Source organism: Blautia sp. HA9023, from assembly GCF_056504095.1.
On record NZ_JBWLUR010000003.1, the window covers coordinates 83607 to 96349 of the forward strand.

Here is a 12743-nt window from a genome sequence, read left to right on the forward strand (position 1 = left end):
AGGAGGAAGAAAAAATGAGACAGATCAATTTAGTAGAAGGAAAAGTAGTAGCACCGGAGGGAATGAAGGTTGGTATCGTGGCAGCGAGATTCAATGAGATCATTGTGAATAAATTATTGGGAGGGGCAGTCGACGGACTGGTAAGACATGGAGTAGAAGAAGAGAATATTACTGCAGCATGGGTGCCGGGAGCATTTGAGATCCCGCTTACAGCACAGAAAATGGCACAGTCAGGAAAATATGATGCAGTTATCTGCGTGGGAGCTGTCATCCGTGGAGATACTTCACATTATGATTTGGTGTGCAATGAATCTGCCAAGGGGATCGCACAGGTCGAACTTGCAACAGGGATCCCGGTCTTATTCGGAGTGATCACGACTGAGAATATCGAGCAGGCTATTGCGCGTGCAGGAAGCAAAGCGGGAAATAAAGGCTATGACTGTGCATTATCTGCGATCGAGATGGTCAATCTGATGAAGCAGCTCTAATAGATAGGGAAATAAATGATGACAAAAACGATCATATTTGATTATGATGGAACGATCCATCATACCCTTGGAATCTATGAACCGGCATTTCGTGAAACCTATCAGTGGCTGACAGAACAGAAGGCTGCAGAAGAACGGGAGATAGGCTCGGCGGAAATTGCCGGCTGGCTGGGATTTAACAGTAAGGAGATGTGGAATACATTTTTGCCGGAGCTGGATCAGAGTTATAAAGAGCAGGCGAGCAGGATGGTAGGAGAACTGATGGTCAGACAGATCAGGAAGCATAAGGCAGTGTGGTATCCGGGAGCAGAGGAGATGCTTACAGCCTTGAAGAACCGGGGATATCATCTTGTGATCTTAAGCAACTGTAAAGCTTCCTATCGTGAGGCGCACTGGAAGGAATTTGGGATGGAACGATGGTTCGATCATTTTTATGACTGCGAATCGTATGGATTCCGTCCAAAGACAGAGATTGTGCAGGAAATCATTCGGGAATATACAGGTCCTTATCTGGTGGTCGGAGACAGGAGGCAGGATCTGGAATGTGCCAGAGCCTGCAAAAGCCCATTTATAGGATGCCTGTATGGATATGGTGAGAGAGGGGAGCTGAACGGGGCAGATCATCTTGCAGAACATATAGAGGATATACCACAGTTGGTGATATGAGGATGAGCTCAGCTTTATCCGAAAGCAGAAGCTGTACACTGACAGAAGGTATAGGACTGATGGGAATGGCATAAATATTATAAAAATCCGAAGGATCCTGAAATATGATTTCCCTCAGTCTCTGTATGATCGTAAAAAATGAAGAAGCAGTTCTTGAGAGAATCTTGAAGCCGGTTTCTCAGGTAATGGATGCGATCCTGATCGCAGATACCGGTTCTTCAGACAGAACAAAAGAGATTGCGGAGCAGTATACGTCGCTGGTGTATGATTTTCCCTGGTGTGACGATTTTTCTGCTCCGCGTAATTTTCTTCTGGAAAAAGTCCGCACCGATTACTGGATGTGGATGGATGCGGATGATGTCCTGAATTGAAGAAAATCTGGAAAAACTGAAGAGTCTTAAAGAAGCTCTGGATCCCGGAACAGATGTTGTAATGATGGAGATATGCGGCAGGGTTTGACCAGAGCGGGAGAACAACATTTTCTTATTTTCGGGAGCGGATAATGAAAACATCCAGAAATTTCAGATGGAATGGGGCAGTTCATGAAACTGTGATTCCGGAGGGAAACATCATCTATTCAGATGTGGTGATCCGGCACCGGAAATGTGGAAAAGGTGATCCGGACCGTAATCTCCGCATTTATGAAAAAATGCTGGCAGGAGGAGAAAAGCTGGAACCCAGACATCAGCTTTATTATGGGAGAGAACTGTATTATCATCAGCGATATCCGGAGGCAGAGGCTGTGTTGGTGGAGTTCCTGAAAAATCCGTCCGGATGGCTGGAAAATAAGATCGATGCCTGTTTTGTACTTGGACAGTGCTACCGGAAAATGGGAGAGAAAAAGTCCGCACTGGAAGCTTTTTTGTACAGTCTGACTATGGATGTGCCGAGGGCGGAAATCTGCTGTGAGGTCGGTAAGATCTTTCTGGAAAGAGAGCTGCCCAGACAGGCTGCCTACTGGTACGGGCAGGCGCTTACTGTGCCTTCAGATAAGAAAAAGGGTGGATTTTTTATGGCTGAGTATCATGGGTTTGTGCCATATATGCAGCTTTGCGTTTGTTATGATAAAATGGGATGTCCGGAGCAGGCATTCTTTTTTCATAAGAAAGCAATGGAGCTGAAGCCGGAAGATTCGGGAGTATTGTATGACCAGAAATATTTCCGGGAAAAATATGGTCTGGCATAAAAAGAAAGACATATTTATTATATTTTCCTGGCAGGGTACAGGCTTGCGGGGATCCTATGCACAGGTAAAAGCTGTTGTCATATACTGTAGGGAAAGTTATTTTCCTATGAGGTGATCGAAGAATGCTGTTCAGGCATCGAAAACGTAAGGAAATGGAAATGCAGCAGGACAGTCATGAGGATTTGTCCTGTATGTCCTGTTATGGAAATCATAGTTCCTGTGGATGTGACAGATGTGGAACAAGAGGCTGCCCAGGCCCTGTGGGACCTACAGGACCAACCGGCCCCAGAGGCTGTCCGGGAGTCCCTGGCCCTATGGGCCCGCAGGGGCCGCAGGGGGAACCGGGAATACAGGGATATACGGGAGCCACGGGTCCGGCAGGAGCAACAGGTCCGACGGGAGCAACAGGAGCAACGGGTCCGGCGGGAGCCACCGGTCCGGTGGGAGCAACAGGTCCGGCTGGTGCAATCGGAGCCACTGGCCCAGCGGGAGCAATCGGCCCAACAGGAGCCACTGGTCCAGCAGGAGCAGCGGGAGCCACCGGTCCTGCCGGAACAGTAACTCCGGCAGCTGCTGTGGGAAATGCAACAAGCGTAGATGATATTGTGGAGGATTTTAATGCACTTCTTGCAAACCTTCGTGATGCAGGACTCCTGGAAAGATAGTGAAATGATAAACACACGTTACTGTGCGGCTGCGTATTTTATGCAGCCGCTGCATATTCTCCATGAAAATATTTCATTGTAGCTTTTCGACGAAAGGTGCTATAATATTTTTATGTAAGTATGATTATGGGGGATGAAATCGTGAAAAAAAACAAGTATGAGATCGATATGTGCAATGGGTCGATCATGGACAAGCTGATCTCGTTTTCACTGCCGCTGATGCTGTCCGGTATCCTGCAGCTGATGTTCAATGCAGTGGATATCGTGGTAGTGGGACGTTTCAGCGGAAGTGAGGCACTGGCGGCAGTAGGCTCCACTACCGCACTGATCAATGTGTTTACCAACCTTTTTATCGGGATCTCTCTTGGTGCCAATGTGCTGGCAGCCAGATTTTATGCTGCCGGTAAGGATGAAGAAATGTCAGAAACAGTACATACATCGATCTTACTGGCTCTGGTCAGCGGGGTCATCATGGCATTTCTGGGAGTGCTCTTTGCCAGGATCTGCCTGGAACTGATGGATACACCGGACGATGTGATCGATCTTTCTACTCTTTATATGCGTATTTATTTCCTGGGAATGCCGTTTTTTATGCTGTATAACTATGGTGCGGCGATCCTGCGTGCTGTGGGAGATACCAAGCGGCCGCTGGTCTTTCTGATCATTTCCGGCTGTGCCAATGCGCTTTTGAATCTGTTTTTCGTGATCGTGTGTCATTTAAGCGTGGCCGGTGTGGGAATCGGAACGGTGATCTCTCAGCTGATCTCCTGCATTCTTGTCCTTCGGTGTCTGTATCAGACAGAGGGAAGCTATCAGCTGCGTTTTTCAAAACTGTCCATAAAGGGAGAGTACCTGAAGCAGATTTTCCAGGTGGGACTGCCTGCCGGGATTCAGAGTACAGTGATCAATTTTTCCAATGTACTTCTTCAGTCTTCTGTAAACTCCTTTGGTTCCATTGCTATGGCAGGATATACAGCAGCCAATAATATTTTTGGATTTCTGTATGTGTCCGTGAATTCGGTTACCCAGGCATGTATGAGTTTTACCAGCCAGAATTACGGTGTTCGGAAACCGAAACGTATGGACCGGGTGCTGGTGGATTGTCTGATCCTGTCCTTTGTGGTGTCCTTTGCCATGGGATGTGGAGCATATTTCTTTGGCCCGCAGCTTCTGAAAATCTATACGGAAGATCCGGAGGTTATCCAGTGCGGAATGGAGATCCTTGCCTATACCACAGTTACTTATTTCCTCTGCGGACAGATGGATCTGTTTCCGGGAGCACTGCGTGGAATGGGACGCTCCGGTGTGCCGATGATCCTGTCTATTATCGGAACGGTCGGCCTTCGAATTGTGTGGATCTTCGGAATCTTCCCGGTTCACAGATCATTGAAAGTACTGTTTATTTCCTATCCGGCATCCTGGATCATTACGATCATCATGCAGGTGACCTGTTTCTGGTTTGTAAGGCGGAAGGTGCACAGACAACTTTTGGGAGAGAATGCAGAATAAAAACGAATACACAGAATATCAGAGAAAGCGGATAGAATTCCGCTTTTCTGTGTTTATGGGGAAAAATAAAACATGTCAGCTCATGTCCATTTTGCAAACAGGAGACATTGGAGCTGAAAAATAAAGAATATGGAGGAAACATGGAATTATTAAAACCTGATTATTACGACGAATTTACCTGTATTGCAGACAAATGCACCATCAGCTGCTGCAGGGAATGGAAGATCAACATAGATGATGAAACCTACAGAAACTGGAAAACCATCCAGCCGCCGTCAGAGGTGCCCGGACACAGAAGCTGCCTGCAGGCCTATACCATGAAAAAGGACGGCAGCCGGATCATGAAGATGACGGAAGAGCACGACTGTCCTTTCCTGGCAAAGAACAGACTGTGCTATCTGGTAAGTGCTTATGGGGATTCGATGCTTTCAGAGACCTGCCAGATTTTTCCAAGGGAGATCCATGAATTTCAGGATCATAAGGAAGCGACCATGATGCCCTGTTGCCCGGCTGTCCTGGACATCTGGAAGGAGAAGAAAAGAATCGCTTTTCCGGAAACTCCAAAAGAAAAGGAACAGCCGCTTTTTCTTGTGCGCCGGAAGGTTATGGATCTTATAATGGATCCTGAAAAAACACCGGAGGAAACCCTTCTTGAAAGTTTTTATGTTCTGAAGGAACTTCACCGGAACACGCCGCTTACCACAGAGCTTGTGGAAGATTATTTTTCAGAGAAGACAATTCACCAGCTGGAAAGAGCTATCAGCGAGATAGACCTGCCTGTTCTGGATACTATGGACGAATGCAATGAACTTTTGCAGGATCTGGCTGTAAATTACTGGAAAGAAGGACTTTACCGGAAGTATCTGGAGCCGGTGACGGAGTTGGCGGAGGAATTATCGGAAGAGTATGAGGAAGAGGAAATGACGGAAGCCTGGGAGGATTTTTACCGGGAACTTCGTGCATATGAAAATCTTCTCCGAAGCTTTCTTACCAACGAAGTATATTCGGATCTTCTGACATCAGAAGGAGATCTGGAAGATGCCCTGGTTCATATGCAGTGGATCGGTATGGAATATGCCACCATTCGCCAGGCTGTTTTTCTCCGGTGGCAGAAAGAGGGACGGGGAGCACTTCCCTACGAAACACTCCGGGATTATATGGTGGTGATCTCCAGAATGACCGGATATGAGGAAGAAGATATCCGGGAATATCTTGAGAACAGTTTTGAAGAACTTCTGTGGGAGTGGGGATATTTTGCGCTGATCACAGGAAAATGACTTTATAACTTGAAGTTATATTAAGTATTAAAAATATACATTTTAATTATATGACGTTTTGTGTTAGAATATAGGACGAAAAGGGTAACAGAGGAATGTTAACCCGGAAATGGATAACAATCAGAAAGGAACTTGTTTTATGGATAAGGGAACAATTTTTAAATTTCATAATGACCTCGATACCGATCAGATCATTGCATCCCAGTACCTGCTTCTGCCGAATCTGGATGAGATGAAGAGTCACACATTTGAGTCACTGGATCCGGATTTTTCCAAGAAGGTGAAACCGGGAGATTTTGTAGTGGGAGGAGAGAACTTCGGATGCGGATCTTCCAGAGAACAGGCACCGGGCGTTCTTAAGGCACTTGGAGTAAAGGCAGTCATTGCGAAATCTTTTGCCCGTATTTTCTTCCGCAATGCCATCAATATCGGACTTCCGGCAATTGTCTGTAAGGACCTCCCGGATGATGTGAAGACCGGAGATACCATGGAGCTTCATATGTCCGAGGGAACAGCGGTTGCCAACGGAAAGACTTATTCCTGCACAAAACTGCCGGAATACATGCAGAATATACTGAATCAGGGAGGACTTATCGCTTCTCTGAACCGTGAGGAGGAATAAGAGATGGGAATGACGATCGCAGAAAAAATCATCGCGGCAGCAGCCGGTGTGGACAGCGTAAAACCTGGAGATATCTATACAGTTCAGCTGGATCATCTGATGAGCAATGACGGAACCACACATCTGACTGTTGACATGTACAACAACAAATTAAAAAATCCACATATCGCAGACACAAAGAAACTGGTATTTATCGTAGACCACAACGTACCGTCTGACAGCCCGAAAACAGCAGCGTCCCAGAAAAAAATGAGAGATTTTGCAAGAGAGAACAACATTGATTTCTGGGAAGGAAAAGGCGTGTGTCATCAGATCATGATCGAGAATTATGTCCGTCCGGGACAGCTGATCTTTGGTGCAGACAGCCATACCTGTTCTTATGGAGCACTTGGCGCTTTCGGTACCGGTGTAGGATGTACAGACTTTCTTTATGGAATGGTAACCGGAACTTCCTGGGTTATGGTACCGGAAACTGTGAAATTCAACCTGACAGGGAAACTTCCTGAGGGTGTTTATGCAAGAGATCTGATCCTTACCATTATCGGAGAGATCGGAGCAAACGGATGTAATTATCAGGCAATGGAGTTTACCGGCGAAGGCGCCAAAACATTAAGCATCAGCGACCGTATGGCTCTCTGCAACATGGCTGTTGAGGCCGGTGCGAAGACCGGAATCTTTGAGGCAGATGACAAGGCTCTGGAATATCTGAAAGAGCATGGCCGTGAACCAAAAGCTGTATATCACAGCGATCCGGATGCTGTTTACGCAAGAGAGTACACCTTCGATCTTTCCAAAGTACGCCCGGTTGTAGCGAAACCGGACTTCGTTGACAATGTAGTTCCGGCTGAGGAAACCTGCGGCATCAAGATCAACGAGGCATTTCTTGGCTCCTGTAACAACGGCCGTATTGAAGACCTCCGTGTAGGCGCAGAGGTGATCAAGGGTAAAAAAGTTGCAGAAGGCGTTCGTTTCCTGGTCGTTCCTGCAAGCCAGACCATCTACCGCCAGGCATTAAAAGAAGGCCTGATCGATATCTTCATGGAAGCAGGCGCTATTGTGATGAACCCGAACTGCAGTGTATGCTGGGGAAGCTGCCAGGGTGTGATCGGTGAGAACGAGGTTCTTATCAGCACCGGAACACGTAACTTCAAGGGACGTGCCGGACATCCGAGCTCCAAGGTTTATCTGGGATCTGCGGCAACGGTTACCGCATCTGCCATTGCAGGTGAGATCGCAACTGCAGACAGAGTATAAAAACCTCAGAAAAGATATTCAGGAATAAACAGGAGAATATACATATGGAAGCATTTACAGGAAAAGTGTGGGTACTGGGCGATGATATTGACACCGATATCATCATTCCGACCGAGTATCTGGCGCTGAAAACCATTGACGATATGAAACAGTACGGATTCAGTCCCCTTCGCCCGGAGCTGGCAGGACAGATCCAGAAAGGTGACATTATTGTAGCAGGAAAGAACTTCGGCTGCGGTTCCTCCAGAGAGCAGGCACCGGAGATCATTAAAGCACTGGGCGTACAGTGTGTTATTGCGAAATCTTTTGCCCGGATCTTTTTCCGCAACTCCATCAACAACGGCCTTCTTCTTATCGAACAGCCGGATCTTCACGACAATGTGAAAGAGGGAGATGAAGTTACAGTTGTGATGAACGAGCATGTAGACCATAACGGAAAACAGTACCCGATTGCTTCTCTTCCGGAGAATCTGATGGATATTATTCAGGCTGGCGGACTTGTAAAAGCCATGCGCAAACTGAACGGTCTGGACTAAGACGGAAAGGAGAGAAATAATGGGTGAGACGATCATTGAGAAAATTATCAGACATAACACAGGCAAAGCAGTAAAGCCTGGCGATATCGTGACGGTCAATGTTGACAGAGTGATGATCCATGATATCTTTATTCCGTTTGTAGCGGACAAATTCGAGGAGATGGGCTTTCAGAAACTATGGGATCCGGACAAAGTTGTTCTGATCTATGACCATCTTGTACCTGCAAGCCAGCAGGACGACACCAGACATTTCCATGTGGGAGATGCTTTTGCAGCCAAATATGGTATGAAAAACGTGCACAGAAGTGACGGTATCTGCCACCAGTTGATGACAGAGGCCGGTTACGTAAAACCTGGCAATATCGTATTTGGTACAGATAGCCACACTACCACTTACGGATGTGTCGGTGCATTTTCTTCCGGTATCGGATATACAGAGATGGCCAGCATCCTGGGAACAGGAACCATGTGGATCAAAGTTCCGGAAACCATTAAAGTTGTGATCGACGGAGAACTTCCGGAGAATGTGATGTCCAAGGATATCATCCTCCGCCTGATTGGCGACCTTCGTGCAGATGGTGCAACTTATCGTGCACTGGAATTTTCCGGAAGCACCATTGAGAACATGTCTGTGGCAAGTCGTATGACCATGGCAAACATGGCGATCGAGGCAGGTGCAAAATGTGCACTTTTCACACCGGATGAGAAGACTGCCGCTTACTGTGAGACAGAGCTTGATGAGTTCCAGAAGAGTCTTGTAGGCGATGAGGATGCCGTTTATATGAAGACCATGACTTATAAGGCAGAGGATTTTGTACCGGTTATGGCTTGTCCGTCACAGGTGGACAAGATCCGTGATGTCAGCGAGCTTCAGGGTGAGACCATCGATCAGGTATTTATCGGTTCCTGTACAAACGGACGTCTGGAAGATCTGATGGCAGCAGCAGAAGTCCTGAAGGGCAAAAAAGTTGCAGACTTTGTAAAACTGATCGTAACTCCTGCAAGCCGCAAGATCTACCGTCAGGCCATTGAACTTGGTATTCTGGATACGCTTGCTGAGGCAGGTGCCATCATCACACATCCGGGATGCGGACTTTGCTGTGGAAGAACCGGCGGAATCCTGACAGACGGGGAGAAGGTTGTGGCAACCAACAACCGTAATTTCCTGGGACGTATGGGAACTTCCAAGGTTCAGATCTATCTGGCATCTCCGAAAACTGCAGCAGCCTGTGCGATCGCAGGTAAGATCGTAATGCCGGAATAAGCAGCAGAAGATCCGTTCGGAAATACTGCTGACAGAAACATAAAAAAGAAACGTATGAAAGGACAGATTTTCGCGAGGAGTGGCAGTCTGTCTTTTTTTACCGGTTCAGGCGGATCCTGGATAAATCATTTTTACAGAAGAGGGGGATTCGTTGTATTATAATAACAGCCAATGTGACAACATAACATATAATACATAAGACTCGAGGGATAAGGGTATGGAGAAAAAATCAACCATCAGTAAAAAGACACTGAAGATCATACTTGGGATCTGTATTGCCGCAGCAATCCTGGCTGTGGCCGGGTTATTTGGCTACACATACATGGCAGATCACAACACACTGGGCCGGAAAATTTCCGTGTGGGGAGTGGAGGTTTCCAGGCTGGACGCAAAGCAGGCAGAAGAAAAAATTGCTGCGGAATTTGAAAACCGGCCGGTATCTTTTCAGGAAAATGACAAGGAGGTTTACAGCATGACGCTCAAAGATCTGGGGTACAGCCTCAATGAGGAAGATCTTCTGAATAAGCTTACAGACCTTCAGAAACAGAGAGAAGAGAACCGGAAGATTTTTCCAAAGGAAGAAAACGTAAATCTGGAATGCCAGATCGAGGAAGATGAGGAGCAGGAAAAACAGGCTCTGGATCTTTCCAATTTCGGAACGGAAGAAAGAAAATCTTCCACCGATGCATCCATTCAGTACAATGAGGAGAAAAAAGAATTCATCCTTGTGAAACAGGTACAGGGCACGGAGATTGATCCGGATAAACTGGAGACCACCGTGGACACAAATCTGAATGCGGCATTTGATACAGCTCTTCTTGGAGATACAATCACAATCCCGTTGAACAAACATGTATATATCAGCCCGGCAGTGACAGCAACAGAAGATATGGAAAATAAAGTTACAAGTCTGAACAGTCAGCTGAAAAAATACCGGAGTACTACAGTTACATACACATTTGGAAGTGAAACGGTTGTGCTGGATGCAGACACCATCAGTTCCTGGCTGAAAGCGGAAGGTGAGACCCTGACTCTGGATGAAGATGCCATCAAAACCTATATCAGCGATCTTGCCAACAAATACAATACCATTTATGTTCCCCGTACTTTCCATACCTCAACGGGAACGGACGTGACCATTGAGGGGAATGAGTATGGATACCGGATCGACCAGGACGGAGAGTACGCACAGCTTGTGGAAGATCTGAAAAGTGGTACTGCAGTTACCCGTGATCCCGTTTACAGCAAAACCGGTTATCAGAGAAACGGAACTGACGATCTTGCAGGCAGCTACATAGAAGTCAGCCTGGATGCCCAGCATCTGTGGCTTTATAAAGATGGAAACCTTGTGACAGAAACGGATATTGTCAGCGGAAAACCGGTGAAGGGCCGGGAAACATACCGTGGTGCATGGCCCATTGCTTATAAGGCAAGTCCTTTTAATCTGACCAGCGCGGAATATGGATATGATGTAAAGGTCAATTACTGGATGCCTTTTGTCTACGGACAGGGCCTTCATGATGCTTCCTGGCAGTCTTCTTTTGGGGGAAACCGGTATAAGACCAACGGAAGCCACGGATGTATCAACCTGCCAAAGAATCAGGCGGCACTGATCTATGAGACGATTGATGCGGGATACCCGATCATTATTTACTGATTGAAAAAGAAAACAGTCACCTGGTCTAAAGCCGGGTAATCTGGCCGGATGAGTCAGATAGACTGAGATTATATTAAAAAAGCTTCGGAGAAATCCGGAGCTTTTTTATGCCACAGGAAATTACAACACCGTGTCAGTAATGAGAAGAATTTTCAAAAGTGTGTTAAAAAAAACACAAGAAATTATCGGAAATGACTTGTAGAAATAAGAATATCGTGTTATGATGGTTCAAGAAATCGAGCTAATACACTTCTTAATTGCGGAGGAAGAGTGTTTTACCTCTTTTATTTGAGTACTTTTAAGAAAAATTCTCAAGTAAGTGTTAGTCAGGTTTCCTTTTTTTATGTATATATTGTTAAAAAATAAACAATATTTAGATAAAAAAGATGCATTTAAACCGTCAGATTTTAGACTAAGAAAGGATAATGAAAAGTATGAAGTACAGTTATTATCCGGGTTGCACCCTGAGAACAAAGGCCAAAGATCTGGATGAGTATGCCAGAGCCAGTGCCGCAGCCCTTGGGTTTGAGCTTGAGGAGATCGAGGACTGGCAGTGCTGCGGTGGTGTTTATCCCCTTGGCACAGATGAGATCGCCACAAAGCTTTCCTCCGTCCGTGCGCTGAACCAGGCAAAAGAAAAAGGCCAGGATCTGGTGACGATCTGCTCAGCCTGTCATCATGTGATCAAGCGTGTCAATGATGATATGAAAAATGTGGAAGATATCCGGACCAGAGCCAACAATTATATGCAGCTGGAAGCTCCCTATGAAGGAGAGACAACCGTTCTCCATTATCTGGAAGTTCTCCGGGACAGAGTCGGTTTTGATAAACTGAAAGAAAAAGTAGTAAATCCTTTTACCGGAAAGAAGATCGGAGCCTATTACGGATGTCTGCTTCTGAGACCTGGAAAGATCATGGCATTTGATGATCCGGAAAATCCAAGGATCATGGAGGATTTTATCCGTGCCCTTGGCGCTGAGCCTGTGATCTATCCTTACAGAAATGAATGTTGTGGAGGATATATATCCCTGAAAGAAAAAGAAATGTCACAGAATATGTGTGAAAAGATTGAAGAAAGCGCAGCAGGCTTTGGTGCAGATATGCTGATCACTGCCTGTCCGCTCTGCAAATACAATCTGAATAAAAATTCCGGAAATAAAATGCCGGTTTACTATTTTACAGAGCTTCTGGCAGAAGCCCTTGGCGTCAAAGAGGAGGTGGCAAAATGAGAGATAACCATTCTGCTGCGGAAAAAATAAAGGAGATCAGCGGGACCAATCCTCTGAAATGTATGAAGTGTGGCAAATGCTCTGCTACCTGCCCATCCTTTGACGAGATGGATATCAAGCCTCATCAGTTTGTGTCCTACGTGATCAATGAAAATATCGAAGCACTTGTAAATTCAGCATCCCTTTGGAAATGCCTTTCCTGTTTTGCCTGTGTGGAGCGCTGTCCGCGAGACGTAAAACCCGGAAAGATCATTGACGGGGCAAGACAGCTGGTTGTTCGGGAAAAAGGCGGAGACTATCTTTCACCAAATGAAATTCCGGAGCTTCTTGATCCGGAGCTTCCTCAGCAGCTGCTTGTAAGTGCGTTCAGAAGATACAGGAGGTGAGAAA

At 46.2% G+C, this 12743-nt stretch carries 12 protein-coding genes and 1 pseudogene; all 13 read left to right on the plus strand.

Going from position 1 to position 12743, the window contains the following annotated elements:
- Window positions 1–14 precede the first annotated feature (14 nt).
- The 13 genes and pseudogenes from ribH to AC04Q6_RS02505 all read left to right on the plus strand — a co-directional run bounded on the left by ribH (window position 15) and on the right by AC04Q6_RS02505 (window position 12739).
- Window positions 15–488, plus strand: coding sequence for a 6,7-dimethyl-8-ribityllumazine synthase (gene ribH / locus AC04Q6_RS02445; protein ID WP_006427673.1), 474 nt, complete (start codon window positions 15–17; stop codon window positions 486–488).
- A gap of 18 nt (window positions 489–506) precedes the next feature.
- A complete protein-coding gene (locus AC04Q6_RS02450; protein ID WP_186292804.1) occupies window positions 507–1154 on the plus strand; it encodes an HAD family hydrolase in 648 nt (215 codons plus the stop codon).
- Between the two features lie 104 nt (window positions 1155–1258).
- A pseudogene (locus AC04Q6_RS02455) lies at window positions 1259–2340 on the plus strand (tetratricopeptide repeat-containing glycosyltransferase family 2 protein).
- 122 nt (window positions 2341–2462) lie between these two features.
- Window positions 2463–3005: a collagen-like protein gene (locus AC04Q6_RS02460; protein ID WP_476389506.1), complete on the plus strand. Its 543-nt coding sequence runs from the start codon at window positions 2463–2465 to the stop codon at window positions 3003–3005.
- A 126-nt stretch (window positions 3006–3131) separates the two neighbouring features.
- Complete coding sequence (locus AC04Q6_RS02465) at window positions 3132–4514, plus strand: MATE family efflux transporter (RefSeq protein WP_334292212.1); 1383 nt, start codon at window positions 3132–3134, stop codon at window positions 4512–4514.
- A 140-nt stretch (window positions 4515–4654) separates the two neighbouring features.
- Window positions 4655–5791: a flagellin lysine-N-methylase gene (gene fliB, locus AC04Q6_RS02470; protein WP_118063591.1), complete on the plus strand. Its 1137-nt coding sequence runs from the start codon at window positions 4655–4657 to the stop codon at window positions 5789–5791.
- Between the two features lie 139 nt (window positions 5792–5930).
- Window positions 5931–6413 carry a LeuD/DmdB family oxidoreductase small subunit gene (locus AC04Q6_RS02475; RefSeq protein ID WP_021978214.1) on the plus strand — a complete coding sequence of 161 codons (483 nt, stop codon included), beginning with the start codon at window positions 5931–5933 and terminating at the stop codon, window positions 6411–6413.
- 3 nt (window positions 6414–6416) lie between these two features.
- Window positions 6417–7667, plus strand: coding sequence for a 3-isopropylmalate dehydratase large subunit (locus tag AC04Q6_RS02480; RefSeq protein ID WP_118071372.1), 1251 nt, complete (start codon window positions 6417–6419; stop codon window positions 7665–7667).
- A 44-nt stretch (window positions 7668–7711) separates the two neighbouring features.
- The gene (locus AC04Q6_RS02485; protein WP_021653000.1) at window positions 7712–8203 is read left to right on the plus strand and encodes a LeuD/DmdB family oxidoreductase small subunit; all 492 of its coding nucleotides are present in this window, start codon (window positions 7712–7714) and stop codon (window positions 8201–8203) included.
- Window positions 8204–8222: 19 nt separating this feature from the next.
- The gene (locus AC04Q6_RS02490; RefSeq protein ID WP_021652999.1) at window positions 8223–9467 is read left to right on the plus strand and encodes a 3-isopropylmalate dehydratase large subunit; all 1245 of its coding nucleotides are present in this window, start codon (window positions 8223–8225) and stop codon (window positions 9465–9467) included.
- A gap of 217 nt (window positions 9468–9684) precedes the next feature.
- Window positions 9685–11124, plus strand: a complete 1440-nt coding sequence (locus tag AC04Q6_RS02495) for a L,D-transpeptidase family protein (protein WP_119247936.1) — start codon at window positions 9685–9687, stop codon at window positions 11122–11124.
- A gap of 434 nt (window positions 11125–11558) precedes the next feature.
- The gene (locus AC04Q6_RS02500; protein ID WP_021978211.1) at window positions 11559–12353 is read left to right on the plus strand and encodes a CoB--CoM heterodisulfide reductase iron-sulfur subunit B family protein; all 795 of its coding nucleotides are present in this window, start codon (window positions 11559–11561) and stop codon (window positions 12351–12353) included.
- Complete coding sequence (locus AC04Q6_RS02505) at window positions 12350–12739, plus strand: 4Fe-4S dicluster domain-containing protein (RefSeq protein ID WP_015524685.1); 390 nt, start codon at window positions 12350–12352, stop codon at window positions 12737–12739. The genes AC04Q6_RS02500 and AC04Q6_RS02505 overlap by 4 nt, the downstream gene beginning before the upstream one ends.
- The last annotated feature ends 4 nt before the right edge of the window (window positions 12740–12743 follow it).

Excerpts from the sequence above, each read along its gene's own strand:
- ribH (WP_006427673.1), top strand. The coding sequence starts at position 15 with ATGAGACAGATCAATTTAGTAGAAGGAAAAGTAGTAGCACCGGAGGGA.
- AC04Q6_RS02450 (WP_186292804.1), top strand. The coding sequence starts at position 507 with ATGACAAAAACGATCATATTTGATTATGATGGAACGATCCATCATACC.
- AC04Q6_RS02460 (WP_476389506.1), top strand. The coding sequence starts at position 2,463 with ATGCTGTTCAGGCATCGAAAACGTAAGGAAATGGAAATGCAGCAGGAC.
- AC04Q6_RS02465 (WP_334292212.1), top strand. The coding sequence starts at position 3,132 with ATGGGGGATGAAATCGTGAAAAAAAACAAGTATGAGATCGATATGTGC.
- fliB (WP_118063591.1), top strand. The coding sequence starts at position 4,655 with ATGGAATTATTAAAACCTGATTATTACGACGAATTTACCTGTATTGCA.
- AC04Q6_RS02475 (WP_021978214.1), top strand. The coding sequence starts at position 5,931 with ATGGATAAGGGAACAATTTTTAAATTTCATAATGACCTCGATACCGAT.
- AC04Q6_RS02480 (WP_118071372.1), top strand. The coding sequence starts at position 6,417 with ATGGGAATGACGATCGCAGAAAAAATCATCGCGGCAGCAGCCGGTGTG.
- AC04Q6_RS02485 (WP_021653000.1), top strand. The coding sequence starts at position 7,712 with ATGGAAGCATTTACAGGAAAAGTGTGGGTACTGGGCGATGATATTGAC.
- AC04Q6_RS02490 (WP_021652999.1), top strand. The coding sequence starts at position 8,223 with ATGGGTGAGACGATCATTGAGAAAATTATCAGACATAACACAGGCAAA.
- AC04Q6_RS02495 (WP_119247936.1), top strand. The coding sequence starts at position 9,685 with ATGGAGAAAAAATCAACCATCAGTAAAAAGACACTGAAGATCATACTT.
- AC04Q6_RS02500 (WP_021978211.1), top strand. The coding sequence starts at position 11,559 with ATGAAGTACAGTTATTATCCGGGTTGCACCCTGAGAACAAAGGCCAAA.
- AC04Q6_RS02505 (WP_015524685.1), top strand. The coding sequence starts at position 12,350 with ATGAGAGATAACCATTCTGCTGCGGAAAAAATAAAGGAGATCAGCGGG.